The organism is Klebsiella sp. BDA134-6 (genome assembly GCF_015601345.1).
GTDB lineage: Bacteria > Pseudomonadota > Gammaproteobacteria > Enterobacterales > Enterobacteriaceae > Klebsiella > Klebsiella grimontii.
Genome location: NZ_CP064784.1, coordinates 2,604,288 through 2,629,388, shown reverse-complemented (window position 1 = coordinate 2,629,388; position 25,101 = coordinate 2,604,288). Strand labels below are relative to the sequence as shown.

General features: G+C 54.2%; 26 protein-coding genes and 1 pseudogene. 18 read left to right on the top strand and 9 right to left on the bottom strand.

From position 1 onward, the window contains the following. The first annotated feature begins 215 nt into the window (after positions 1–215). The 3 genes from IYV58_RS12100 (at position 216) to IYV58_RS12090 (ending at position 1,237) form a co-directional block, all read left to right on the top strand. The gene (locus tag IYV58_RS12100) at positions 216–410 is read left to right on the top strand and encodes a hypothetical protein (protein WP_004121108.1); all 195 of its coding nucleotides are present in this window, start codon (positions 216–218) and stop codon (positions 408–410) included. 155 nt (positions 411–565) lie between these two features. Continuing rightward, the gene (locus IYV58_RS12095) at positions 566–757 is read left to right on the top strand and encodes a hypothetical protein (RefSeq protein WP_004121110.1); all 192 of its coding nucleotides are present in this window, start codon (positions 566–568) and stop codon (positions 755–757) included. 177 nt (positions 758–934) lie between these two features. Further along, entirely contained in the window at positions 935–1,237 is a 303-nt protein-coding gene (locus tag IYV58_RS12090) for a PTS sugar transporter subunit IIB (RefSeq protein WP_195729637.1), read from the top strand. A gap of 51 nt (positions 1,238–1,288) precedes the next feature. Here IYV58_RS12090 and IYV58_RS12085 read toward each other — a convergent pair whose 3' ends face one another. The 5 genes and pseudogenes from IYV58_RS12085 to IYV58_RS12065 all read right to left on the bottom strand — a co-directional run bounded on the left by IYV58_RS12085 (position 1,289) and on the right by IYV58_RS12065 (position 5,390). Continuing rightward, positions 1,289–1,852, bottom strand: a complete 564-nt coding sequence (locus IYV58_RS12085) for a YagU family protein (protein WP_004121116.1) — start codon at positions 1,850–1,852, stop codon at positions 1,289–1,291. 202 nt (positions 1,853–2,054) lie between these two features. Beyond that, positions 2,055–2,636, bottom strand: coding sequence for an outer membrane beta-barrel protein (locus tag IYV58_RS12080; protein ID WP_004121118.1), 582 nt, complete (start codon positions 2,634–2,636; stop codon positions 2,055–2,057). A gap of 125 nt (positions 2,637–2,761) precedes the next feature. Continuing rightward, positions 2,762–2,932, bottom strand: a pseudogene (locus IYV58_RS28310) (helix-turn-helix domain-containing protein); the annotation flags it as partial. A gap of 380 nt (positions 2,933–3,312) precedes the next feature. Further along, positions 3,313–3,501, bottom strand: a complete 189-nt coding sequence (locus IYV58_RS12070) for a cold shock small protein YmcF (RefSeq protein ID WP_071988221.1) — start codon at positions 3,499–3,501, stop codon at positions 3,313–3,315. A gap of 908 nt (positions 3,502–4,409) precedes the next feature. Further along, entirely contained in the window at positions 4,410–5,390 is a 981-nt protein-coding gene (locus IYV58_RS12065; protein ID WP_123828136.1) for an NAD(P)H-dependent flavin oxidoreductase, read from the bottom strand. A 158-nt stretch (positions 5,391–5,548) separates the two neighbouring features. On the opposite strand from IYV58_RS12065, the gene IYV58_RS12060 reads away from it, so the two are divergent. Beyond that, entirely contained in the window at positions 5,549–6,460 is a 912-nt protein-coding gene (locus tag IYV58_RS12060) for a LysR family transcriptional regulator (protein WP_049115327.1), read from the top strand. A gap of 64 nt (positions 6,461–6,524) precedes the next feature. Here the strand turns inward: IYV58_RS12060 and IYV58_RS12055 are convergent, their stop codons facing one another. Beyond that, a complete protein-coding gene (locus IYV58_RS12055) occupies positions 6,525–7,409 on the bottom strand; it encodes a LysR family transcriptional regulator (RefSeq protein WP_195729636.1) in 885 nt (294 codons plus the stop codon). 171 nt (positions 7,410–7,580) lie between these two features. Between IYV58_RS12055 and IYV58_RS12050 the strand changes: the two genes are divergently transcribed. The 11 genes from IYV58_RS12050 (at position 7,581) to IYV58_RS12000 (ending at position 17,431) form a co-directional block, all read left to right on the top strand. Further along, positions 7,581–8,717: an alpha/beta hydrolase gene (locus IYV58_RS12050; protein ID WP_142446468.1), complete on the top strand. Its 1,137-nt coding sequence runs from the start codon at positions 7,581–7,583 to the stop codon at positions 8,715–8,717. A gap of 144 nt (positions 8,718–8,861) precedes the next feature. Next, entirely contained in the window at positions 8,862–10,049 is a 1,188-nt protein-coding gene (locus IYV58_RS12045) for an MFS transporter (protein ID WP_185923426.1), read from the top strand. Between the two features lie 81 nt (positions 10,050–10,130). Then, positions 10,131–10,475: a DUF1294 domain-containing protein gene (locus IYV58_RS12040; RefSeq protein WP_004121130.1), complete on the top strand. Its 345-nt coding sequence runs from the start codon at positions 10,131–10,133 to the stop codon at positions 10,473–10,475. A gap of 98 nt (positions 10,476–10,573) precedes the next feature. Continuing rightward, the gene (locus IYV58_RS12035) at positions 10,574–11,302 is read left to right on the top strand and encodes a MerR family transcriptional regulator (protein ID WP_142446467.1); all 729 of its coding nucleotides are present in this window, start codon (positions 10,574–10,576) and stop codon (positions 11,300–11,302) included. A gap of 274 nt (positions 11,303–11,576) precedes the next feature. Beyond that, a complete protein-coding gene (locus IYV58_RS12030) occupies positions 11,577–12,011 on the top strand; it encodes a nuclear transport factor 2 family protein (protein ID WP_004121140.1) in 435 nt (144 codons plus the stop codon). Beyond that, on the top strand, positions 12,008–12,727 hold the full coding sequence (locus tag IYV58_RS12025; RefSeq protein ID WP_004121144.1) for an SDR family NAD(P)-dependent oxidoreductase: 720 nt from the start codon (positions 12,008–12,010) through the stop codon (positions 12,725–12,727). The genes IYV58_RS12030 and IYV58_RS12025 overlap by 4 nt, the downstream gene beginning before the upstream one ends. Beyond that, on the top strand, positions 12,724–13,983 hold the full coding sequence (locus IYV58_RS12020) for an NAD(P)/FAD-dependent oxidoreductase (protein WP_195729635.1): 1,260 nt from the start codon (positions 12,724–12,726) through the stop codon (positions 13,981–13,983). The genes IYV58_RS12025 and IYV58_RS12020 overlap by 4 nt, the downstream gene beginning before the upstream one ends. Position 13,984: 1 nt before the next feature. Beyond that, entirely contained in the window at positions 13,985–14,707 is a 723-nt protein-coding gene (locus tag IYV58_RS12015; protein WP_049115316.1) for a DUF1365 domain-containing protein, read from the top strand. Further along, a complete protein-coding gene (locus IYV58_RS12010; RefSeq protein ID WP_049115314.1) occupies positions 14,704–15,927 on the top strand; it encodes an SAM-dependent methyltransferase in 1,224 nt (407 codons plus the stop codon). Before IYV58_RS12015 ends, IYV58_RS12010 begins: the two co-directional genes overlap by 4 nt. Then, entirely contained in the window at positions 15,924–16,457 is a 534-nt protein-coding gene (locus tag IYV58_RS12005) for a DUF3833 domain-containing protein (protein WP_004121156.1), read from the top strand. The genes IYV58_RS12010 and IYV58_RS12005 overlap by 4 nt, the downstream gene beginning before the upstream one ends. A 14-nt stretch (positions 16,458–16,471) precedes the next feature. Continuing rightward, positions 16,472–17,431 (top strand): YbgA family protein, encoded by a 960-nt coding sequence (locus tag IYV58_RS12000; RefSeq protein WP_004121158.1) that lies wholly within the window; start codon positions 16,472–16,474, stop codon positions 17,429–17,431. Positions 17,432–17,496: 65 nt separating this feature from the next. Here IYV58_RS12000 and IYV58_RS11995 read toward each other — a convergent pair whose 3' ends face one another. Continuing rightward, on the bottom strand, positions 17,497–18,879 hold the full coding sequence (locus IYV58_RS11995) for a carbohydrate porin (protein WP_195729634.1): 1,383 nt from the start codon (positions 18,877–18,879) through the stop codon (positions 17,497–17,499). Positions 18,880–19,065: 186 nt separating this feature from the next. Between IYV58_RS11995 and IYV58_RS11990 the strand changes: the two genes are divergently transcribed. The 3 genes from IYV58_RS11990 (at position 19,066) to IYV58_RS11980 (ending at position 22,944) form a co-directional block, all read left to right on the top strand. Beyond that, positions 19,066–19,350, top strand: a complete 285-nt coding sequence (locus tag IYV58_RS11990; RefSeq protein ID WP_195729633.1) for a hypothetical protein — start codon at positions 19,066–19,068, stop codon at positions 19,348–19,350. Between the two features lie 417 nt (positions 19,351–19,767). Next, positions 19,768–21,207: an MFS transporter gene (locus IYV58_RS11985; protein ID WP_177447572.1), complete on the top strand. Its 1,440-nt coding sequence runs from the start codon at positions 19,768–19,770 to the stop codon at positions 21,205–21,207. A 57-nt stretch (positions 21,208–21,264) separates the two neighbouring features. Further along, complete coding sequence (locus IYV58_RS11980; protein ID WP_142473387.1) at positions 21,265–22,944, top strand: glycoside hydrolase family 43 protein; 1,680 nt, start codon at positions 21,265–21,267, stop codon at positions 22,942–22,944. Positions 22,945–23,100: 156 nt separating this feature from the next. Here the strand turns inward: IYV58_RS11980 and IYV58_RS11975 are convergent, their stop codons facing one another. Next, entirely contained in the window at positions 23,101–24,444 is a 1,344-nt protein-coding gene (locus IYV58_RS11975; protein ID WP_195729632.1) for a VasL domain-containing protein, read from the bottom strand. A 23-nt stretch (positions 24,445–24,467) separates the two neighbouring features. Then, positions 24,468–24,917: a type VI secretion system baseplate subunit TssE gene (gene tssE, locus IYV58_RS11970; RefSeq protein WP_087829216.1), complete on the bottom strand. Its 450-nt coding sequence runs from the start codon at positions 24,915–24,917 to the stop codon at positions 24,468–24,470. Between the last annotated feature and the right edge of the window lie 184 nt (positions 24,918–25,101).

Here is a 25,101-nt window from a genome sequence, read left to right as displayed (position 1 = left end):
TTCAAGTCGCCCGTCAGAGATTGGTGCGAAGGCGTTGAAGTTGCGCTGAATTTTGCATCCGGGTTTGCACAGGACGCCTTCCTCGTACGTATTACAGATGGTTTTGTACTGCATGCTGGAAATTTCCGCAAATTGGGAGGAGGATAGAATCCGTTGAGGCGTACTTTGCTCATAGCCTGTTGTGGTCCACCCGACATACTGAACCGGAGATTCATATGTATTACACGTTAGGAGACAAAACTCTCCACTTTTATCGTTATCAGTGCCGCTTTTATGTCGCTCATTGGGACGGAGGGCATGTAATGACGGAGAAGTTCAAGCCGTTTATTGCCTCAATCACCGAAAAAACCGGCCTTGAGGCAAAGAACGTTGAGGCGGCGGCGCGGGACTACTTCAATAACGTCGACTGATATTGTACGCCATACCATCGCTATCGGCTTATTCGCATAGCGATGGTAACGATGGACGAACGGCGGAAAGCATAAGAAAAGCCGTGTCACGCGATCGTAAAACAAAGCCTGTAGGATAAGCCCGGACGCCACCAGCGCTAAAACGAGGTGAAGAGATGGGAACAGTTAAAGCCAGTAATCTGGAACAGGCAAAGCAGCTTCTGCAGTCCGGCGACGCCATTAAACTCGAACTGGATTTCGAACTCGACTCTGATGAATTTTTTAATTTTGCTATCGAGTACTGTACGAATGGAGCGAAGCTTACGCGAGCCGGCGATCGCTTTCAGATTTCACGTAAAAAAAAGTAGCCTGAGCGTTATCCCCGCGATTCCCAGCATCACAGGGGCCTTCGTTTTTAGCGCCTGTGATGCTCGCCAGCAGAATAAAAACATCCTCATAAATTAACCTGGAATATTGATACATCGCGCATTTTCGTTGCCGAGGGAGGAATATTGTAGCTGCGGTATCTTACCGAGGGTTAAACCGTGAAAAAACTATTAATATGCTGTTTGTTTGGCGAAACGGCAGGGATTATTGCCCGCAGAATGCAAAAAATTGCTGACGATCGGCAACTGGATTTATTAATCAGCGCCGTTGGGGTTGAAAATTTCTTTAGCGTCGCTCCCGCTTACGATGCCGTGCTGGTTGCCCCGCATATCCAGTATAAGGTCGAGCAATTCACTCGCGCACCGCAGGCACCACAAGACATTGCCGTTATTGAAAGTTTGCCCTATGCCTCATTTGATGGTGAGATGATCCTTAACTTCGCCCTGAATACGCTGCTGTAATCTCTCTCCTGTCAAAAGAACCCGTGACAGCACGGGTTCTTTTGAGATGAATTATCTGAACGGCGCGTCAAGAGGTACTTCGGCGTCAGGTTCATGGGTAATACGGTTGCGAAGATCGCGACGAATCATCTCAATGGCCCAGAACCAAAAAATATGTCCCAGCAATTCCGAAATATACTCATCGGCAGGAATATTCAATAACGAAGGCGTCAGCCCCAGTAGCGGAAATGAGATCCAGTGAACGGCGATGGTGGCGACAATTCCCGCCCATGCTCCCTGCCATAATTTCACTTTCGGAAAGACTTCCGCGACGACACAATAGCCAACGGCAAACACCAGCGAGAATATAATATGCGTGACCATCACCGGATTGATGATGTGTTCGGAGAAAGTATATACCGTATGCGTTGGGTCAATTCCCAGATAGTCGCGTAAGAAAAGATAAGGTGGATTAAACTCATCTCTGCCGCCGGAGAAAGTACGCGGCGGTAATGGAACTTCAGCCCCCCATTTAACAAACGCCGACATAATTCCTGCAATCACCCCGACAAATAGCGCTACGCCATAACGACGTCGCCCGGGTGTTGTTTGTATAAAAAAGTCCTTAATCGCCATAAAAAATCACCATTAATTTATTACATTTATTTCCCCTGTGTCATATTTAAGGGCATTGGCGATTATCAACATTGATCACGATCACACTTTTCTCAGGTGCCATGATGACCAATTATATACTGTAATTATGACCATAGGTCTATTACCAGCAGATAAAGAGCCCCCTTTTTATTCAAAGGACGCTCTTTCCGGGACGATGCTTTTATTGCCCAAAACGGTAACTGATGCCCGCCATCATGGAGTTTACATCGCTGCTCACGCCAATTTGATTTTCGTTACCCACATTGTTGACCCACTGGTACTCCAGACGTCCCGACCATCTGTCATTAAATGCATATTCGGTACCGAAAGCCAGTACCGGGCGCACGCCGGTGTCAAATCGATTTTTTCCATTCACGTCGGATTCCGCGCGATAGCCCATCATCCCTGCCCGGCCGTAAAGATCCCAGTCGCTGGTCAGGCTATAACTGGCCTTCAACGAAAGCTGTAGCCCCTGACTTTTCATTTGCGAACCGGATGCGCCATGGCGACCATTGATACCCATATTGCCTAAATAGTCATAGCCACCTTCAACCGCCAGCCAGGGGTTAATCTGATAGCCGGTAAACACACCGCCGCCGACGTTATCGCGGTCGACATCGACTTGCCGATCGGTGCTGGAATCGCCGTAGTGCGACCAGCCAAATTTAGATCCCGCGTACCAGGTTCCTGTCTCCGCAGCAGCAAAAGCTGCCGTCGCCGTAAAAGCATGGGCAATAATTAACGTAATAAGCGTCTTCTTCATAATCATCTCGTTGTCGACCCGTTGTCGAATAAATGTCATCGTAAAATATTAAGTGGGTCTACAATAAAATATTAACGCCGCGCTGATAATCGTTTTATTATTTAAATTTGGACAACCCGCCAGCCCTAAAACCGCTCGGGTAACTTATTCACGCCAATCAAGCCCCCCGTATTTAAACGTAATATAGTTACCACATTTTAACGCCGATAATACGTTTAATACACTGCTACGTGATAAGTGGGTCCCCCCTGAATATAACCCAGAATAGATAGGCGCATCCGTGTCTGTTCGGGAAGCGGTCCTATCTCCTCCGTTGATAAAAAGGTACAGCTGTGGTTGATTTTTATGTGTCCTGGTCATACGTTTTCGCGGCACAACGATCATTTTTCGGCAATCGGTGTCAGGAGCGCCGTTAAACGCGGGATACTCTCTTCCGGGCGGACGAGCGGTAGGATATGCATAGAAATACCAGATGAGTTCTGGTTTAAAAATTATAGAACGCAACAAGTTTTCCGCAAGAATTGCGAGACTACGCATTTACTCACATCTGCAAAGATAAGAAAAGTACGGTCTAATTTGAATTTAAACAAACTAAAAAGCTGCCCGCAGGCAGCCGATCGAAATGGTAATAACGCTTACGATTCAGATATCAAAGGCCCTTTTCAAGGGCCCAATCTTACTTCCGTAACTCAAGCGATGCCGAGTTTCTGGACATATGCGCTGCGATATTATCGAATGTAATCATCGCGGATTTACAAAAAATGCATTTCGCGCCAAACGGATTTTTTTCAGAAACATCGTAGGTGGATGTTCTGTACTGCGACCCATGACAGCATGGGCATCTGAAATGAATGTGGTCAATCATGATGTTAGCCTCTTTTTGCTACAACATTCTCTACCGCAGGGACATTTAGCCATATTTCACAGAAAACACCTTCCCGGCTTTTCTGTCACAGCGTGAAAACGCTTCTCTGAATGGTTGAGAATAACAATGACATCATTGTCATTACTGCTTATAGATACCTCTGAAGCGCACTTCAGACTGAAATCTATTACTGCACCAGCGATTTTTTAATGTTGTTAATTTCTTAGTTTGCCCGAGGGCACGTAATGTTCGGTAGATTTCAATAAAATAATCGTGTGCTATTGGGATAACGTTATCTCTTATGCACTTTTGCACGCTAAACGGAAAATTCCAGGCCAATCCCTTCCCTATCGCCGTTTGCGCCAGTTTGTGAACCTGTCTACTCGGGTTTAGACCGTCATCGTTGTCGCAGGTTCAAAAAACTTTAAAATTATTCGCTTCACAGAGCTTAATTAATCACGATAGGGAGAGTCTAAAGAAGGATTATCTATGGATAACGCTTGAGATGAGAACTGCTTCACTAAACCGTTTATTACTGGATCTGTGTAGTAAATCGACCTGCTATTAATCACATAGATGCCGATCGATAGCAAGCTTTATTTTCACCCCGCAGCGCACTGAGAAAAAACGCGACCTGAAAAGATAGGTAAGGTAGTCGGCCGGAGCCCGCAAAGCCTTCGTTGAAGACAAGAGCAATGATCAGCCCCAGAGTGGAAACGTTAAGCTCTTATCCGGGACCAGATTCGCAGCCTGGAAACATTTATCCCCGGAGAGCAGCGTAACGGCATCTTGTTCAACCGAACGCTCCTCCCCTTCTGAATCGAATCGCCAGGCTATTTTTCTGGCGCAAGGCGTCAGAAAAATAGCGTCAGACGGAAAGCCGTAGTAACCCGCACAAAACAGAATCTCTAACTAATCGTCAGCTCATTCACAACGCTCGCTACGCTTTTGACGCTGCGAATGTTGCCGATCCCCGTGCCGAGCGAGATATAGCCTTCCTCAGCGTTGCCTTCCAGCATGCCGATACGCAAGCCGCGTAATCCCCCCATGGCTTCGCCGAGCGCCTCGCGGCTGGCGCCGGCTTTATCCATCGACACCAGTGTTTCGGCCAGCCTGCCCGGCAGCGAGCGATAGAAATGCGGCAGCGTGCGGAAAAGCCGTAAATCAAGGCCATTGGCGGCAATAATTCTTTTTTTGACTGAGGCCGGCACTCTGCTTTCTTCCGTCGCGATAAAAACCGAACCGGCAAATATCCCTTCCGCGCCGAGCGCGTGCGCCGCTCTGGCGGTACGGTTGTCGGTAATACCGCCAGCCGCCATCACCGGAATGCGATCCACCGCATCGGCAATCAGCGGCACGATTGAAAAGGTTCCCAGCACGGTACCCGGCAATGTCCCTCCTTCATCAAAACCGGTCGCGACGATGATATCGGCGCCAGCGGCTTCAGCAAGGCGGGTATTTTCAGGCGTCGGATTGATATCACGGTAAATGACAGCAATACCTGCCTCTTTTAATTCGTTGAATAGCGCCGGTATGAGCGCCCCTTCACCGTAACCGGTATACACCACGGCCCTGATGCCCTCTTCTTTTATCACCTGCAGAATAGGCGGGGTCCAGATATCGTTTTCAGGCATTGGGATCAGGTTCACGCCGAAAGGCTTTTCGGTCAGCCGTTTGGTTTTGCGGATCTCTTCGCGCATTTTTTCAGCGGTTTCTTCCGGCGTGGAAACCGCGGTCTCAGCGGTTAAACCCGCATTGGGCCCCAGCACACCAAGCCCGCCTGCATTGCTGACGGCGGCGACTAAACGGGCATCGGTTAGCCACGATAGCGGCCCCTGAATAACCGGTTTTTCTATATTCAGGATCTGACAGATACGGTTATTTTTCATGGTGCAATATCCTTCACAATAGCGCTATGGCGCGGTTCAGTTTCTTAGTGGAAGGAGTGTAGGCCGTAAGATTATTTAGAAAAATAGCCAAAAAAATTCATCACTATTATAAAATCAGTAACAATGAAATCTCCCGATGTGGGCAAAAGAAACTAACTATGCAAATAAATCTCTTCGAATCGATTCGCATTTTTATTGAAATTGTCGAGGCGGGCAGTTTTACTCAGGCGGCGGAACATCTGCAAATCCATCGTCCCGCCGTTACGAAAGCCTTGCAGCTGCTGGAGCAGCACTGCGGCACACGTTTGCTGCAGCGAACAACGCGTCGTATTAACCTGACGCCTGACGGGGAAGCGTTTTATCGTCAGAGCAAACCTTTACTCTCCCAGGCGGATGCGTTGCTGGAGTCGTTTGGTACAGACCGGGTATTGCACGGCCAGCTGCGAGTCGACATGCCTGTCGCTTTTGCGACGTTATTGGTCGTTCCCCATCTGCCTGATTTTTATCGTCAGCATCCTGGCGTCGAAATCATCCTCAGTAGCTCGGACCGCCGTCAGGATATGCTGCGCGATGGGCTTGACTGCCTGCTGCGGGTCGGACAACTGGATGACGGGGACTATATCGCCCGCAAGTTGGGCAGCATTAAAATGACGACCTGCGCCAGCCCGGCCTATATTGCGAGCCACGGCGCGCCGCAAACGCTGGAGGATTTGCAGGATCATCAGGCTATCAACTGGATTAACAGCAGCAGCAGGCAAATTATGCCGTGGACCTTTGCGACGCCAGAGGGTATCACCGAAATGACGCTTCCCGGTAAGCTGGTCATCGATAACTCTGAAACTTATTTATCGGCAGGCCTGGCGGGGCTGGGATTAGTTCAGGGAATGAACCTTTTTTTACAACCTTATCTCGACCGCGGCCTTTTGGTGGAAGTCTTACCCGACAACCCCTCCCCCGACCGCAAACTGTCACTCTTGTATCCGCACCGCCATCTCTCACGCAAAGTGCGGGCGTTTACCGAGTGGCTAGAGAGCTTATTGTCAAAGACGCGATGCGACGTTAAACAGTAACGGTAGCGCCTGTCATCGACCAGAAAGTGCCCCGGAGAAGGTTATGCCCCTCAGGATTGACGGCTTAGATTCTCAGGGTGTCAATCACCGCCCGCAGCGCGGGCGACACGTTGCGATGGGGATAATAGAGAAAAGAGCCTTCCAGCCGCTGGCTGTAGCGTTGCAAAACTCTGATAAGCGCGCCTCGCTCTAAGTCGTCGGCGACCAGTTCCTGCGGGACATAAGCCAGACCCAGACCCAACCTGGCGGCTTTTGCCTCCATATAGCTGTCAGCAAAGGCCCACTGCCCCTGCGGACGATGGGTGATTTTTTTACCGTCCTGATCGAGCTCCCAGCCGTACAGGCTTCCGTCGCCAAACTGATAGGCGATGCAGGGATGAATCACTAAATCTGCGGGCGTTTGCGGAAAGCCGTAGCGGCGAAAATGCTCGGGCGTGCCGACAACAACCATCTCCATATCTGGCGAAATGCGGACCGCCACCATGCCGCCGCCGACTTCCGGCCCCAGACGCACCCCGGCATCAAACCGCTCCGCGATAATATCGACAAACCGGCTTTCGCCGATCAGTTCCAGGCGGATATCAGGATAGCGTTGTTTAAATACCGCCAGCTTCGGCAGGAGCACTTTATCAATAGCGTGCTGGCTGGCATTGATGCGGACGGTACCGGACGGGGTATGGCGATAATACGCCAGCGTGGATAGCCCCGAGTCTAACGCATCAAAGCCGGATTCGACGGTTTGATAGAGCTGCTCGCCCGCCTGGGTGAGCGAAAGTTTGCGGGTGGTACGCACCAGAAGCTGCACGCCCAGCCGCTCTTCCAGTTCACGAACGGAACGGCTAACGCCGGATTGCGCCAGCCCAAGCCGCTGCGCCGCGGCGGTAAAACTGCCCTTCCGCACCACCAGCATAAACAGGTACAGATCGTTATAGTTTTCCCGTTTTGCCATGATTCCTCTCGCGCCTGCGTCGTAATTTATAACAATATGATATGAATTTTAGCACTTTTCACCCACTAATCAGCACTCTGGCTGCTAACTATAATCAGCGCATTGCAACAAATCACAGCAGCGTTATCCGTATGAAACCTGTATCTGGAACCTGTTTTAGGGGAATGATTAATGAAAGCGTTTACCAGAAAACTGACGGCCGCCATGCCTGCCATGCTGCTATGCGCGTCACTAAGTGGAGTCACCACCATGAGCTATGCCGAGACAACCAATCCAAACTCGCCCGTTTCGATGGTCGAAAAATGGGACAAAACCTTCGCGGAAAGCACGAAAGTCAGTCACCGTAAGGTGAGCTTCCAGAACCGGTACGGGATCACCCTGGTCGGCGATCTCTACATTCCGCAAGATCGCGGCGAACGCAAGCTGGCGGCGATCGCTGTCAGCGGCCCCTTCGGCGCGGTGAAAGAGCAGTCCAGCGGTCTCTATGCACAGACCCTGGCGGAACAGGGTTTCGTCACCCTGGCCTTCGATCCTTCTTATACGGGCGAAAGCGGCGGCTATCCGCGTAACGTTGCCTCTCCAGATATCAACACCGAGGATTTCAGCGCGGCAGTCGATTTCTTAGGTCTGCAAAGCGAGGTGGACCGCAACCGTATCGGGCTGCTCGGCATTTGCGGCTGGGGCGGCATGGCGCTTAACGACGCCGCGATGGATACCCGCGTGAAAGCGGTGGCCACCAGCGTCATGTACGACATGAGCCGCGCGATGGGCCATGGGGTTGGCGACGGTAAAGATCGCTATACCACCGCCGATCGCCGCGCCGTACTGCGCTACCTCAACGAACAGCGCTGGAAGGATGCGGAAAACAGCACCTACTCACCGGGCGGACATGATATTTACGTCGATGAGAAAGGTAACGCCAGCGCGGGCGATCGTATCTTGCCAGAAACCTTACCCGCCAACCCAAACCCGGTTTTGAAAGAGTTTTTTGACTATTACCGGATGCCGCGCGGTTTCCACGCCCGCTCCGTGAACTCAACCGGCGCGTGGAATGCGACCATGCCGCTGTCGTTTATGAATATGCCGCTGCTGAGCTATGCCAATGAAGTCACCATCCCGACGCTGATCGTGACCGGTGAAAAAGCGCATTCCCGTTATTTTGCCGAAGACGCCTTTAAGGCCATCGGCAACAAAGAGAAAGAGCTGATAATCGTCCCCGGCGCGAACCATGTCGATCTCTATGATAATGCGGCCGGTAAAATTCCGTTTGCCAAATTTGAACAGTTTTTCAAAACCAACCTGAGATAACGACCGAAAGCCGTTCGCAATTCGCGGGCGGCGTTCCATCGCCCGCTCTTTACCTTTACCCACGTTTTTTGTCGTTATGCCATCAATAGCGTCTGATCCGGCCGCGCCTGAAGCGGGCCGGGAAAATATTCAGGGATGCAGATCATGTCCACACTGAGCCGTACTACACCACCCACGCCAGCGCACGCCCACTGGGGCGGCGTATTTGCCATGACGCTGTGCGTTTTTGTCCTCATAGCTTCCGAATTTATGCCGGTCAGCCTGCTGACGCCGATTGCCAGAGATTTAAACGTCACCGAGGGGCTGGCAGGCCAGGGCATTGCGATTTCCGGCGCCCTTGCGGTGCTGACCAGCCTGACTATCTCCAACCTTGCCGGGAGTCTGAATCGTAAATATCTCCTGCTGGGGCTGACGGTTCTGATGGCGGCGTCGGGTTTGATTGTCGCGCTGGCGTCCAGCTATGCGGTTTATATGGCGGGAAGGGCCCTGATTGGTATCGTCATCGGTGGATTCTGGTCGATGTCGGCGGCCACCGCCATCAGGCTGGTGCCGCAGCGCCAGGTTCCCCGCGCGCTGGCGATTTTCAACGGCGGTAACGCGCTGGCGACCGTCGTGGCGGCGCCGCTGGGCAGCTATCTGGGGTCAACCGTCGGCTGGCGCGGCGCCTTTTTATGCCTGGCGCCGCTGGCGATAGCCGCCTTTGTCTGGCAGTGCGTCAGCCTGCCCGCGATGGAAAGCGATAACGCGAGCCGGCCGCGCGGCTCCGCGCTTCGCCTGTTCAGAACGCCCATCGTCGCTATCGGCCTGCTGGCCTGCGGACTCTTCTTCATGGGGCAGTTTACCCTATTTACCTACGTGCGGCCGTTTCTGGAAATGGTAACCGGCCTCAGCGCCTCTGGCCTGTCCCTGATTTTGCTCGCGATAGGCATCGCGGGTTTTATCGGCACCCTGGGCGTTTCGCCACTCCTCACCGCCCGGTTTTATCAGACCTTAATCTCTCTCCCCTTACTGATGGCCGCGATTGCCGGAACGTTGCTGCTGGCAGGACACCACGCCTGGGCCGTAGCCATTCTGTTAAGCTTGTGGGGAATGCTGGCGACGGCGGCGCCAACCGGCTGGTGGACGTGGATAGCGCGGACGCTGCCCGACGACGCGGAAGCAGGTGGCGGACTGATGGTCGCCGTGATTCAGCTGTCGATTGCGCTGGGTTCGACGGCAGGAGGCGTGGTATTTGACCGCCTGGGGTGGCAAAGCGCTTTTGGATTGAGTGGAATATTGCTGCTTGCCGCGGTCGGAATAACGGTGATCGCTGGTCGCCTGGCGAGGAAGTAGGCTAAGGCTGCGGTTTTTTCTCGCCGCGCGTCGTGCGTATAATGCGGTTTCAATACGCGCTGAAAAACTGCGGCTAAAAATATGAATCTCAATCGGTGTTGTTATTTACTCCTGATCGCCGCGGCGATCGGCTGCATTTTTACCTCCTGGCCTTTTGCTATTTGGCTCCTGCTGGTCAACGTCCTGACGCTGGCGATTTACGGTGTGGACAAAATGGCGGCGCGCAGGGCCTGGCGCAGGGTGCCGGAGTCCACGTTGCTGGTGTTTGGGCTCGTGGGCGGCTGGGCTGGCGCGATAGCGGGTCAGCAGCTGTTCCGCCACAAAACGCAAAAGCAGCCATTCAGGACCTGGTTCATCATCAGCGCGATCGCCAGTCTCTCAGGGATGGCGGTGATTTATGTGCTCTATCCTTTTTCTTTTTATTAATTTCCGGCGAGGCTAACGGCTTGCAAAAGAGGGGAATGCACTCAATCGGCCGCTATTCGTAGTATATTGAGAGTACTGTTGATTATCAGGTGTCTCTTATGACCTACTCCATCGGTGAATTTGCGCAGCTTTGCGGCATTAACGCGACGACGCTCCGCGCCTGGCAGCGTCGCTACGGGCTCCTTAAGCCACAGCGCACCGATGGCGGCCATCGCCTGTACAACGATGACGATATCCAGCAGGCGCTCAAAATTCTCGACTGGGTCAAAAAAGGGGTTCCTGTCAGCCAGGTGAAACCCCTACTGGCGCGTCCCGGCGCGCGGCGGACGAATAACTGGCTCACCTTGCAGGAGAGCATGCTCCAGCGGCTGAAAGAGGGGAAAATCGAATCCCTGCGCCAGCTGATTTACGACGCCGGGCGCGAATCCCCTCGCCCCGAGCTGGTCACCGAGGTGCTACGCCCGCTGCGCAGCCAGGTCTCCGCCAACGTACCGGCAATCATGACGCTGCGCGAAATCCTCGACGGGATCATCATCGCCTACACTTCCTTCTGCCTCGAAGGGGACAAAAAGGCGCCCGGCGATAACTATTTGATCACCGGCTGGCATCTGACGGACGCCTGCGAAATCTGGCTTGAAGCGCTCAAACGCACCGGACAGGGCCACCGCATCGACGTCCTTCCGACGCCCCCGGCAACCCTGGCGCCGGAGATCCTGCCGGAGCGCAAATGGCTGCTGGTGACGACCGGTAAACTCACCCCTGCTCGCCAGATGCAGGTTGAACGCTGGCAGCAGCAGGTGGTCTCCCTGGAGATTGTCGCGCTGTAATTTAGCGCGCCTCGGCTAACACGTCCTTCGTAATATCCCCTTAAACCGATCCTCTGTGCGTTAAATGCGCCCCCTGTCCGCGCCGTCTGTCTGCTCAAGGCGCGGCGGACATGCCCTTTCGCCTCTCGCTAAAGCCTCAAACCTGCACAGCAGAGATAAAAATAACCATATGATTTTTAATAAAAATAAAAAATATCTCAGCCAAAACTTGGACAAATATTATTAATTGTGTAAGTTTTAAATACGCTATGTTGATTCACTCTGGATGTGAGCCATGAGTCCTTCGCCCTCCGTTCTCAGCCGTTTTACCGAGTACTACGCCATGCTGGATACCCAGCCACCCTCGGCGCTGGCCGCGCTCTATCATGCGAATGCCGTACTGATCGATCCGTTTGGCCAGCATCGGGGACTATCCGCGATCCAGGGGTATTTTTCCCATCTGCTAGCCAACGTGGAACGGTGTCGTTTCGCCATCAATACGCCGGTCTGCAACGCTCAGCGGTTTGCCGTCGCCTGGACTATGCACTGGTCACATCCGCGCCTGGCCGGCGGGAAGGCGTTAGAACTTGCGGGCTGCTCGATGGTTACGGTTGAAGAGGAGCGGATTATTTACCAGCGCGACTACTACGACGCCGGAGAGATGCTGTACGAACATCTTCCCCTGGTGGGCTGGGCGGTACGCGGCGTCAAGCGGAGGGTGCGGACATGATGACGGTGCTTATCACCGGCGCCAGCTCCGGGATTGGCGCCGGGCTCGCCAAATCCTTCGCTGCGGATGGCCACTCCGTCATCGCATGCGGTCGCGATCCGTCACGTCTGGCGGCGCTACAGCGGCACAGCCCCAACATCAGCCTCCGCCCATTTGATATGACGGACAGGGAGGCCTGTCGCCGGGCGCTCGCGGAGTGCCAGGCCGATCTGATCATTCTCTGCGCCGGGACCTGCGAATACCTGGACCACGGCACGGTAGATGCCGCGCTGGTGGAACGGACGATCGCTACCAACTTTCTCGGGCCGGTGAACTGCCTGGAGGCGCTTCAGCAGCGGCTGTCTGCCGGCAATCGCGTAGTGCTGGTAAGTTCAATGGCGCACTGGCTGCCCTTCCCTCGCGCCGAGGCGTATGGCGCCTCCAAAGCGGCGCTAACCTGGTTTGCCAACAGCCTGCGCCTGGACTGGGAGCCGAAAGGCATTGCCATCACGGTGGTCTCGCCGGGATTCGTCGATACCCCGCTGACGCGCAAAAACGATTTTCCCATGCCCGGCCAGGTGAGCGTGGAGCAGGCGGTAAAGGCGATTCGCCGCGGTCTGGCGAAAGGTAAAAATCATATCGTCTTCCCGACTGGTTTTGGCATGCTCCTGCGCCTGCTGGCAGGGCTTCCCGAAGGTCTGCAACGCCTACTGTTGCGCAGGATGGTACGCTCATGAATATCGCGATTATTGGCAGCGGCATTGCCGGTCTGACCTGCGCCTGGCGCCTTGCCGGACAACACCAGGTCACCCTGTTCGAAGCAGCATCCACGCCGGGGGGACATACCGCCACGGTGGATATCGCCACGCAGCAGGGCACATGGGCCATCGATACCGGGTTCATCGTTTACAACGATCGCACCTATCCGCGCTTTATGGGGCTGCTCAGCGAACTGGGCCTCAGCGGTCAAAAAACGCAAATGAGCTTCTCGGTACACAACCCGCAGAGCGGGCTGGAGTATAACGGCCACAGCCTGAGCTCGCTTTTCGCCCAGCGGCGCAACCTGGTAAAGCCGGCCTTCTGGAGATTGCTGACGGAGATCGTCCGCTTTAACCGTCTGGCGAAACAGGCTCTGGCGGGGGCGTTCGACCCGGGCGCCACGCTACAGACCTTCCTTGAGCGGCACCGCTTTAGCCCCTTTTTTGCGCGCCACTATATCCTGCCGATGGGCGCCGCTATCTGGTCATCGTCGCTGCAGGAGATGCGCCGCTTCCCGCTAGCGCTGTTTCTGCGCTTTTTTGAAAACCACGGCCTGCTCGATGTCCGCCAGCGTCCGCAATGGTACGTGGTGCCCGGAGGCTCGCGCGAATACGTGCGCGCCCTGCTGGCTCAGCGTGGCGATCGCCTGCGCCTGCGCCTCAATGCACCGGTGCAAAACGTTATCCGTCGTCAGGATGGCGTCACGCTCCAACTGGCATCGGGGGAGCAGCATTTCGACCAGGCGATCTTCGCCTGCCACTCAGCCCAGGCGCTGGACATGCTGGCGGACCCGACCTCTGCCGAACGCGAGATTCTGGGAGATATCGGCTGGCAGCAAAATGAAGTCGTCCTGCATAGCGATCCCCGCTGGCTACCGGTGCGTAAGCGCGCCTGGGCCAGCTGGAACTATCGCCTGAGCGAGCAGGATCAGGCCAGCGCCTGCGTCACCTATAACATGAATATTCTCCAGGGCCTGCCCGCCGATGCCCCGCTGTTCTGCGTCACCCTCAATCCGCCAACGCTGGTGGACCCGCGTTTCGTCTGGAAGCGCATGGTCTATGAACATCCGCTGTTTAATCCGCAAAGCTGGTCCGCCCAGATGCGCCGCGAGGAGATTAACGGCCGCCAGCGGAGCTGGTTCTGCGGCGCGTACTGGTATAACGGTTTTCATGAAGATGGCGTGCGCAGCGCCCTCGATGTGGTCAACGGCATCGCGGCGGCGGAGAACTTCTGAAATGAACAGCTGCCTCTATGAGGGCGTATTACGCCACCGCCGTCTCCAGCCGAAGGCGCACCACTTTCGCTATCGCATCTTTATGGCCTGGCTCGACCTGGACGAACTGGATGCGCTCGCCGCCGTCGGTATCCGCCGCAATCGGTTTGCCGGAGCTGCCTTTTACGATGCCGATTATCCGCTGGGCACGCCGTTAAAACAGCAGGTTCTGAACCGCCTGGAAAACCTGACCGGCACGCGCCCGGATGGCCGCGTCATGCTGCTGACCCAACTGCGTTACCTGGGCTTTCATTTTAACCCGGTCAACTTTTACTACTGCTACGACAGCGCCGGTACCCTGCGCTGGGTGCTGGCCGAAGTGCGCAATACGCCGTGGAATGAGCGCCATTACTACGCGGTAGACGGTCAACAGGCGCGTCCGCTGGCGAAAGCCTTTCACGTCTCGCCGTTTAACCCGATGGATATGGTCTACCTCTGGCGCTTTAACAGTCCCGGTAAAACGCTGCACATGCATATCGAGAACCATCAGGCCGCGAAAGTCTTCGACGCCACGCTGGCCCTGAGCCGCGTGCCTTTGACGCGCGCCAGCCTGCGCGGTCTGCTGCTGCGCATTCCGCTGATGACGCTGAAAACCGTCCTCGCGATCTACTGGCAGGCGCTGCGGCTATGGCTCAAGCGCATGCCGCTGTATAACCATCCTGTCAGCAGGAGTGAACGCTCATGACCGATCCCGTCTTTGCGCTTGAACCCGATATTCCGCGCAACGTGCGTATCGCGCGCTGGTTGCTCTTTCGTCTGTTGAGCGGCATTCGCGAAGGTTCGCTCACCGTGCGCGAAGGGGCGCAAACCTTTCATTTTGGCGACCCTACCGCCGCGCTGCGCGCCGAGGTGCGAGTGCTTTCAGCGAACGTCTACTGGCGCTTATTGACCGGCGGCAGCCTCGCCGCCGCGGAGGCCTGGATGGACGGCGAATGGGAGAGCCAGCAGTTGACGCCGCTGCTGCAGATGCTGGCGCGTAACGGCCAGGTACTGGGGCGGCTGGAGCGCGGCTTCCGGCTGCTGGGCAAGCCCGTCGAGCGGCTGCGCCACTGGACGCGCCGCAACTCGCGCGCGCAGGCGAAGGCGAATATCGCCGCCCATTACGATCTGGGCAACGACTTTTACGCCCACTTCCTTGACGACGAACTGCTTTACTCCAGCGCGCTGTTTACCGACGACGGCCAGGATCTCACCCAGGCCCAGCGGGCCAAAATGGCGCGCCTGTGCGAGCGTCTGGCGCTTACGCCCGGCGATCATCTCCTGGAGATTGGCACCGGTTGGGGGGCGATGGCCGAATACGCCGCCCGCCACTACGGCTGCCGGGTCACCACCACCACCCTGTCGCAGGAACAGTTCCAGTGGGCCAACGCGCGAATTGCCCGCGCCGGGCTGCAGGATCGCGTCGAGGTACTGCTCTGCGATTACCGCGATCTGACCGGCCAGTATGACAAGCTGCTGTCGGTGGAGATGATTGAAGCCGTGGGGCAACGCTATCTGCCAGCTTTCTTTCGCACCTGCCAGGCGCGGCTGCGCCCGGGCGGCAGAATGGCGATCCAGGCCATCACCATCCAGGATCAGCGCTATCGCGGCTACAGCAAAAACGTGGATTTTATTCAGCGCTACATCTTCCCCGGCGGATTTTTGCCCAGCATCACGGCGATGAACGAGCTGATGACGCGGCACACCGATTTTGTGATGCGCGATCTGTTCGATATGGGGCCGGACTACGCCCGCACCCTGGCCCACTGGCGGCAGCGATTTATCCACGCCTGGCAGGATATTGAGAAGCTCGGCTTTGACGATCGCTTCCGCCGCATGTGGCTCTACTACTTCGGCTACTGCGAAGCCGGGTTTAACGCCCGCACCATCAGCGTTGTGCAGCTTACCGCGGAGCGAACATCATGAAACGCATTCTGACCCTTGGCCTCGCACTGCTGATGCTGGCGCTGGCGGGCTGCAGCGCCGAAGTGACCGACTACCGGCAGCAGCAGCCGGCGCTGGACATTTTCCACTACTTTCAGGGCCAAACGGAAGCCTGGGGGATGGTTCAGGATCGCAACGGCAAACAGCTGCGCCGCTTCCACGTGGCGATTGACGGCGACGTGGTTGGCGACACGTTGACGCTTCACGAGCGCTTTGTCTATGACGATGGCGAGAAGCAGCAGCGGGTATGGCGCATTCGCCGCACCGGCGACCACCGTTATGAAGGCACCGCGGGCGACATTACCGGCGTGGCGACCGGCCAGGCGGCGGGCAACGCTTTCCACTGGCGCTACAGCATGAACGTGGCGGCCAACGGTAGCACCTGGCTGCTGCACTTCGACGACTGGATGTTCCTGCAGGACGACGTGCATCTGTTCAACAAAACCGAGATGAAGAAATTCGGCATTACCGTCGCCACGGTGACCCTTTTCTTCACCCGAACGGTACATTAAGAGAGGACAACGCCATGAACACGCAACCTGTCATTGGGATCAGCGGATGTTTAACCGGTTCAGCCGTGCGATTCGACGGCGGGCACAAGCGAATGAGCTTTGTGATGGATGAGCTCGCGCAGTGGGTGGCGTTTAAACCCATCTGCCCGGAGATGGCTATCGGCCTGCCCGTTCCGCGCCCGGCGCTGCGGCTGGTGCAGACGACCGAGGGGGAGTTTCGCATGCGCTTTAGCCATGCCCCGCACGACGACGTGACGGAGAAGATGGCCGATTTCGCCAGCGCCCATCTCTCCACGCTGGGCGAGCTGTCGGGATTTATTGTCTGCGCCAAATCGCCCAGCTGCGGCATGGAGCGCGTGCGGCTGTACGATGAAAAGGGCAACCGCGGGCGTAAAGAAGGCACAGGATTGTTTACCGCCGCGCTGATGGAGAAATACCCCTGGCTACCGGTTGAGGAGGATGGTCGCCTGCACGATCCTGTGCTGCGTGAAAACTTCGTCGAGCGGGTTTTCGCCCTGCATGAACTGAATAGTCTGCACAAAAATGGCCTGACGCGTCGTGCGCTGCTGGATTTTCATAGTCGCTATAAACTTCAGCTGCTGGCCCACCATCAGTCGGGGTATCGCGAGATTGGTCCGTTCGTTGCGTCGCTCCACGAGTGGCAGGATCTGGAGGCTTTCTTTGCGGTGTACCGCGAAAAACTGATGGCGATCCTTAAACAGCCCGCTTCGCGTAAAAACCACACTAACGTGCTGATGCATATTCAGGGCTACTTCCGTAACCAGCTAAACAGCCGCCAGCGCGGCGAGCTGCGGGAGGTGATCCTTAACTATCGCTCCGGGCTGCTGCCCATTCTTGCGCCGATAACGCTGCTTAAGCATTATCTGGCCGAATATCCTGATCGTTACCTGCAGGCGCAGAACTATTTTGATCCCTACCCGCAGGACCTGGCCTTGCGCCTGACGGTGCATTGAGAGGGCTGAACGAGCGAACAGGCTGGCGCGCGCCAGCCTGTTCGCCCTGGTGAATCCGTCAGCTTTTAGAACCACGCCTCAAACATGCCGCCGACGTTCAGCGAATCCAGCTGTTCGTCTTTGGTGCCGTTGACCTTCGCAGTGCGCTTGTTATCCACCTGGCCGCCGGTCACGTAGAAGCGCAGCATCGGACGGAACTCCGGCCCCATTCCGATGGCGATATTCTGCGACATCGTCAGCTTCCAGCCGTGGTTATCGCCGCCCTGGTCGTAATCGACGCGCTGGTAGCCCGCTTCCAGCCAGGTGGAGTGCACGTCGTTCCAGAAGTACATCGGACGGACGATGGCGCCGTAGTTTTTGCGGTTATCGGTGTTGTCCTTGCCGTTGTCATAGTCGTGGAAGGCCAGCAGATATTCGATCTGCGCCTGCCGGGTAAATTTATGCAGCCCTTCAAAGCTGGCGTAGATAGCGGTCAGGTCATCGGTTTTGTTGTAGACGCTGTTATCCGAGTTATCGGAGTAGCGCAGGATCACTTTATTGACGCCGCTGTCGTTGGTGTGGCTCAGCACCAGCCCGCCCTGCCAGGCGTCGAGACGCTCGTCGCTGTCCACCGCTTTCGAATCAAAACCGTAGTTGGCGTATACCTCAACGTCGATCGGCCCGGCCTTGATGTTGTGGGTTTTGGTGGTCAGGGCGTAGTGGCCGTTATCGCCGGTACCGGAGCCGCCGGTACAGGTGATGCGCGACGGGTTGGCCTCATCGGCCATCACTTCCGGGCTACAGGACTCCACCTGCGACACCCCCGCCACGTCAAACTGCACGCCGCCGATATCAAAGTTTTTCACCCCGGCGCCCTGGCCATCGTGGTTCATCCAGAAGTAGTCGTTGATCCCCTGCTGCGGACGCTGATGGAAGTCGCGGCCTGCCCAGATATAAGCGTTGGGGTTAGATTCCAGCACGTTGGTGACGCCGACGTAGGCTTTTTTCAGGTTAACTTCATCGCTCCAGTGATCAAACATGACGTTGATATCCCAGATCGCGCCTTTACTGCTCTTAAAGGCTTTAGTTATCTGGAATTCGCCGCCGTTACCTTCGTTGCCTAAACGACCGATCGCCGAGGCGCCGTTATAGGAGCCATCCACGCCGACAAACTTCTGATCGCCGGTCTGGAACTGCGCGCCGTAGCGGGCGTAGCCGCTGAACTTGAGGCCGAAGGGGATCGCCATATCCGGCGTGGCCGCGGTGGTCTGCGGGTTGGTAATGACGTCCACTTTTTTATCGGCGGCGGCGTCGATTTTCGCCTGGCGCTCGGCCAGGGCTTTATCGACGGCTTTCGCCACAATGGCGTCGATCTGTTCCTGCGTGAACTCTTGAGCTATTACAGAGGTAAACGGGAAAAAGGCGGCGATAACCGCCACGGGTAATGGAAGTTTTTTTATCATTGTCAAAATTATCTCAATATAGGTTAATTTTATTCAGATAATAACAATCCCATTCTGAGTAGACAGAATATCTCGCTATCATAAGAACATTATTTTAATTTTGTACATCTACAGAGGCTTTACACTATTAGGGATACCCGACCTCCTCGCGCATTATTTAATAATTAGCGGCCACCCGGGTAAATTATCACTTTGGATAATTCACGGGCCAGCAGCGGTGGTATTGATTGCCCCAGGCATGCGCCATTAATTAGCGTCGTTGTTTCAGCAGCTGGCGACGGCCTCCCTACTCACGACACCACCTTTTGCCTCCAGGCGGCGGACAGCATTGATGGCGCCAGCGACCTGCACTATTGCCGTGAAAAACAGGAACGGCGCGGCGTTGGCCGCCGCCCCGGCACCGTCGAGTGGATGTGTAAAACCACTACCTGCGTCCCACTCAGCATAAAATTGCATGATAAACCCCATAATTTATGAAGCCAAAATTTAACAACTGTGACACATCCTCTATTCTCCTGGCCGGTTGCTCAATTACGTTATTTCACTCAGCGATTAAGAAAATGCTCAAATGTGAGCCATCTCGCAAATATTAGCGCTATTTACTCAACGCCAGGAGAACCCTATAAAGTACATTTCTTCGGGTGACCAGGAGAGAAAAAATAAAATAAAAATGATTTTTTCGCGCCCTGAATCTATCGGGATATAGCTTGTGAATCGTTAGTCAACAAGAGAGACAAGATAGTCTTGATGGGTATTTGCTTCGATGATCACAGAAGTAAAAAAACATAATAAATTAATTTAAAAACGTAATGGATTCTTCGAGATCATTTATGTCAGAAATTGTTACACATCCACACAACACACCGGAGTCTGCTCAGAATGAGTAAAAACATAATGCAAAGCCGCCATGACGAATATCATAAATTAACGCGCGGGGAACGTATTGGTTATGGGATGGGCGACTTCGCTCAAAACCTGGTCTTTGGCACAATAGGCGGCTTTCTTGCTCTTCACATGCTGACGGTAAATACCATCAGCACGGCAACGGCTGGGTTTATATTTCTTTTTGTCCGAATCATCAATGTCTTTTGGGATCCAATGGTTGGTACGTATGTAGACAAAAGAACGTCAAAAGCAGGTAAATACCGTCCCTGGCTGTTAAGAGCCGGCGTGCCGCTGGTGATCCTTTCCGCGTTACTTTTTGCTCCCATTCCTGGCGTCCGAGGTTCAGTCCCTTTTGCTTTTATCGTCTATTTGGCTCTGGATTTAGTTTATTCGGTGGTGAATATTCCTTATGGTTCTCTTAACGCGTCCCTGACCAGGGATCCGGAATCGATTGATAAACTCACCAGTACCCGCATGATGCTGGCCAATAGCGCGAACCTTCTTGTCTATACCCTGTTCCCGATGTTTGTACAAATGGCCTCGCCAAAAGATCGTAGCCTTAAGGACACCGGTTTTTTTGGCATTGAGCTCAATCTGGGAAACTATACCGATCCATCAGCGAACTACGCCTGGTTCGGCGTTTACTCCGTTTATATGCTAATCGGCGCTGCGGCGCTTTTCATCTGCTATAAATTCACCAAAGAACGCGTTGTTGCAACGGCAGAACAGACTGCCAACGTCAAAACGACCGATCTGTTCCTTGAACTTAAACATAATCGTCCGCTGGTTATTCTCGGGCTGTTTTTCATGCTGGCATTTACCTTCATGTTTTTCATGAACACGGTTAACGGCTTTTTTAATCAGTACGTTGTGGGTCATTCAGAGTGGATGGGGGCCGTCGGCCTTGTTGCCTCGATTCCGGGCATTGCCTTCCCTATTTTCTGGCCCAAACTCAAGAAAATTTTTGGTAAAAAAGGGTTCTTCCACATTTTTCTGGCCATGTTTATTGTCGGTGAATTACTGACTTACGTCTGGTCACGGGAGGGCATGCACGATGCGCTTTGGCTTGCTTACATCGCGACCTTCATTAAACAGTGGGGCTTGACCTCGGCGACCGGCTTTATGTGGGCGCTGGTTCCTGAAGTGATTGCGTACGGCGAATTAAAATCTGGCAAGCGAAATGCGGCGATCATTAATGCCATTATGGGGCTCTTTTTCAAAATCGGCTTTACTATCGGCGGCGCGATTCCGCTGTGGTTACTGGCCGTTTACGGCTTTAATGAAACCGGCGCCCAGCAAAGCGCCAGCGCTATCGACGGGATCATTATGACCGCGGTATGGATCCCTATCGCGTTAGCCATTATATCGATGATCATCATTCAGGTTTATCCCATCTCTGACAAAAACGTTAACGATATCAACCGTCAGCTTGATGAGATACGCGTGTAGCTAAAAATTATAAATCCAGCCATTAAGTCACTTTTCATTTTAAAAAGGTGTAATGATATGTCTCTTATTCAAAACCCTATTTTACGTGGGTTTAATGCCGACCCAAGTATTATCCGCGTGAAAGATACCTACTATATCGCCAACTCGACGTTCGAGTGGTTCCCGGGCGTTCGTTTACATGAGTCAAAAGACCTGGAGCACTGGAATCTTCTCCCTTCGCCATTGTCAACGGCCACCCTGCTGAATATGAAAGGCAATCCTTCATCAGGCGGTATTTGGGCGCCGGCGCTCTCATATGCGGATGGTCAATTTTGGTTGGTGTATACCGACGTCAAAGTCACCGAAGGCGCCTTTAAAGACATGACCAACTATCTGACCACCGCAACCGATATTCGCGGCCCATGGACGGATCCCATCAAGCTCAACGGCGTAGGTTTTGATGCTTCACTATTCCATGACGATGATGGGCGTAAATATATCGTGCAGCAAACCTGGGATCATCGTGAGTACCACCATCCCTTTGACGGCATCACCTTAACCGAACTGGATACCCGGACCCTGAAATTAAGACCAGAAACCGCGCGTACTATTTACCGCGGCACTGCCGTTGCGCTTGTTGAGGGGCCGCATCTTTATAAACTGAACGGCTATTATTATCTTTTTGCCGCCCAGGGCGGCACCGTATTTACGCACCAGGAAGTGGTTGCGCGTTCTAAGACCTTAGACGCCAACAGCTTTGAAACCGAGCCTGGTGAGGTCTTCTTAACCAACGTCGATACGCCAGACAGCTATATCCAAAAGCAAGGACACGGCGCCTTAGTTTCTACCCCCGGTGGGGAGTGGTACTATGCCTCGCTCTGCGCGCGTCCGTGGAATCGCCCGGGTGAGTCAGTCTACGATCCTCGCGGCTGGTCAACGCTGGGTAGAGAAACGGCTATTCAAAAGGTGTATTGGGATGAAGATGGCTGGCCGCGTATTGAAGGTGGCCACGGCGGAAAAACGTTTGTCGAGGGTCCAAAAGATGCCATTTATACCGAAAGCCCGGAAGACCGTAGCCAGCACGACGACTTTACAACGGCGACGCTCGATCGAAACTGGAATACCCTGCGAGTGCCGTTCACAGAAAAAATGGGGACCACAGGCGATGGCAAGCTAACGTTAATTGGCCAGGGCTCTTTAGCGAATACGCACGACCTGTCGCTGATTGCCCGCCGCTGGCAGGCCTTCTATTTTGACGCGAAAGTTAAAGTCAAATTTAATCCATTTAACTACCAGCAAATGGCAGGATTAACAAACTACTATAACGATCGTCACTGGAGTTTTGTGTTCATTACCTGGAATGAAATTAACGGCAAGGTCATTGAATTAGGTGAGAATAACCGCGGGAAATATACATCATATTTAAAAGATGACGCCATCAAGGTCCCGGAACATATTGAAGAAGTCTGGTTCCGCACGAAGGTCAGGAAAGAAACGTATAGCTATGAATATAGCTTTGATGGAGTTGAATTCACTGAAATCCCCGTCAGGTTAGATGCTGCGATCCTTTCGGATGATTATGTTCTGCAAAGCTACGGCGGGTTCTTTACCGGGGCGTTTGTTGGCCTTGCGGCAGTCGACTACTCCGGTTATGACGCCAGCGCTGAGTTTTATCATTTCGATTACCAGGAGCTGGGCGATACGTTAATCGCCAGTGACGCTTACAGTTGGGAAGCCAGTGAATTACGTGGTTATTAGATAGCCCTGACCGGGGATGTGAAATGAGGAACTGGCGCGACAGGCCGCGCCGGTTCCGGGTGTTGCGGGGGCCGTTCTGGCCGCAGAATGGATATCCCGGATGCTTTTCGTAGATTATCTGTAGAAAAAAATATAACGGCGGATGCGATCCCGGGGTTATTCCGCCGATTTTTTTTGTTTCAACGCGGCATAGCGGGCAATCAGTTGCTGCAGGTGTTGTTCCGTCTGGCTCTGCTGCGCCGAAGCCCCTGGCTGATTGTGCGGCTGTTCTGACAGCTGCCGCAGCTGCTCTTCCGCCGGAACGGTCCGGCTGAACGACTGCGTTATGGCAAACACCGCCGACTTCAGTTCACTCACCGTAATATACCCCCCCTTCTGCTCATCTAGCGCGTTAAGCCGGTTCGTCAACTGCTGTAGCTGCATCATTCCCTGGTGCCAGCCGTTGAGATTCTCCGCGGGAAGTGCGGCGGCGCTGACCTGCTGTTGCCATTGCCGCGCCAGCGGTTTCGCCTGTTCCGGCCATAATGTCAGCGCCTGCTGCGCCAGATGGTCGCCATAATCAAGGGCCCAGTCCGGTTTTAGCTGCAAAAGCTGCGCCAGCCGCTGCTGCGTTTGTTTTATACCTGTCTCCGGCGAAGGGGAGCGTTGTCGCAGCGACCGTAGCTGCTCGGCTGAAAGCGCCGCGGGTAATGGAGTAAGCATAGCGGTAAACTGCCGCTGGGCCGTCTCGGACGGATGCATTGCCAGCCATCCTCCCGCCGCGGCTCCGGCCAGCACTATCATGGTCAGCATCCCGGCGGCAAAGGGTTTCCAGGGCTTCGCGGGCGGCGGCAATGCCGTTACCGCGTCAGCTTCCGTCTGCGGTGCCGGCTCGGCGACATAGACCCATTTCACCTGCTCGGTCGGTTCAGGGAGGCTGTCGCATGAAGGTTCAGGCGTAGTGGCGCTCGTTCGCAACACGGTCTCCTCTATATTTTCTCTGTCTTCCAGCCGCACCGCCACGTTGTGCATCAGGGTATACAGGGCATTGAGCTGGCTGACATGTTTGAGTTCCAGGCGCTGCAGCACATCATCCAGAGCTGTCAGGTGCGCTTCGGCCTGGTAAAGCTGGCTCAGATCGTTAGAGTTCAGGGACAGAGTACGCATCGCCAGCTGCAGCCGTTTACTGAGTGAACTGAGTATTTTCATTCGCGCAGTCGTCTGCTGCGGCCACATATTGCCCCACTGACGGGCGACCAGCGCTTCCAGTATCGCCAGCCCTTCGTTCAGACCGTACAGCCCGGCCAACTGCGTGCGGGCTAGTATGTACCAGGCGGCGGTCTGCAGTTCCACGCCGTTGTGTTCAAACAGCGACAAGCAGAGCTTTTCCGCGTACTGCCAGTTGACATCCGGGCGCGCCGGATGGCTCAGTTTATTCATTTCATCGCGCAACGCGGCGTAATCCGCTAACGTACGCGGGTCACCGCCGGTTTTAAGGCAGCGCTCAGGATGTGTCGTCATGATGGTTTCAGCCAGAGTCAGAACTATATTGCGGAACGGACATCAAGATACTGCCGTTGTTTCAGATGCCTGATCAGTACCTTACCTTCAGGCATAAACTCAGTGCCATACCGTACAAGTCCTATGCCTCTCAGTTCCGCATCAATGGCGTAGCGCAATTCTCCAGGCACTTGCTGTTCGAGTAAGGTGACATTGAGTGACTGCAAACGGGGTTCGTATTTGAGCAGAACAGCCGCCAGCGTATCGATCAGCTCGTGGGCAGTTCCAGGCATGCCTTGCAGAATTTTGGTCATATCGGGCAAACCATAATCTGGTAAATGGCTTATGGTTCCGGCACGGGCGTTCAAAATTCGCTGGATGTTATCCAGTACAGATAAAATGACCTGGTCTTCTTCGTTTACAACTTCAAGGGGAAGATCCCCTGTAAAGTTGCCAGTAAGAATTTCATATAAGGAGGGCGTTTTTTGATTCATAACATATCGAATTATTTTAAATGATAGAGGCTTAGGTCCTAAGGGATAGGAATTACTCAATATTTCTTTTAATTTTTTGCAAAAATAATTATGGCGTAACCGGATAATGAGGAACCAAACATCAACATTACACGAAGTGGATTTGTTCCATACCATGTATAAAACACAAATACAAAAGCCACGC